Genomic DNA, 709 nt, shown 5'->3' with positions numbered 1-709 from the left:
TGTGATCTTCCCGAGCTGAGCTACGACCGAATGAAAAGTATTATCGGTTTGGGAATGAAAGAAGCTTTGTATGATTTATATCCACAAATCACCTCTGATCAAATAGATGCATTGCGAGCGCATTATTCAAAGCGCTTTCATCAAAACGAGGGTGCTGAATTATCTCTGTTTCCAGGAGTGGTTGATGTGCTTGAATCTTTGCGCGGCGCAGGTTATCGACTTGCTGTTGCCACTGGCAAAAGTCGCCGCGGTCTCGATATGGCAAAGGAGCAGACGGGGTTAGGAGAGTACTTCGAGATAGAGCGGTGTGCGGATGAAACGCAGTCAAAACCGCATCCGCAAATGCTGCACGAATTAGCCGAGCATTTTGGTGTCGACGAGTCGAACATGCTTATGGTTGGTGATACGAGCTTTGACCTGGAGATGGCGGCACGCGCTGGATCTGCGAGTGTAGGCGTGAGTTATGGAGTACATGATACCGAAGCGTTGCTCAAGCATAATCCAAAACGGATTGTTGATGAGATTGGAGAGCTGATAGGATGGCTTGATTCAGTCAAGCAGCCTTTGGGCAACTAGATATTATTAATAACAAGGAGTGATCATTGGACGTATTTGATTCGAGTCGGTCTGGCGCAGAGGCGAAAGCAGACTCAAAAGAGTGGAAGCTAATTGAGAAAACCGTGGCGACGTTGGGTGTTGAGCAGCGTCG

Annotated in this window: 1 protein-coding gene; it reads left to right on the top strand. The window is 48.0% G+C overall.

The genetic code is table 11. From position 1 onward, the window contains the following. Positions 1–576: HAD family hydrolase (locus A3751_RS19410; protein ID WP_156492650.1), on the top strand; the 576-nt coding region annotated here is incomplete at its 5' end. Positions 577–709: the final 133 nt, after the last annotated feature.

The sequence above is a fragment of the Oleiphilus sp. HI0080 genome (assembly GCF_001635135.1).
This window is presented reverse-complemented; position numbering and strand designations above follow the sequence as displayed.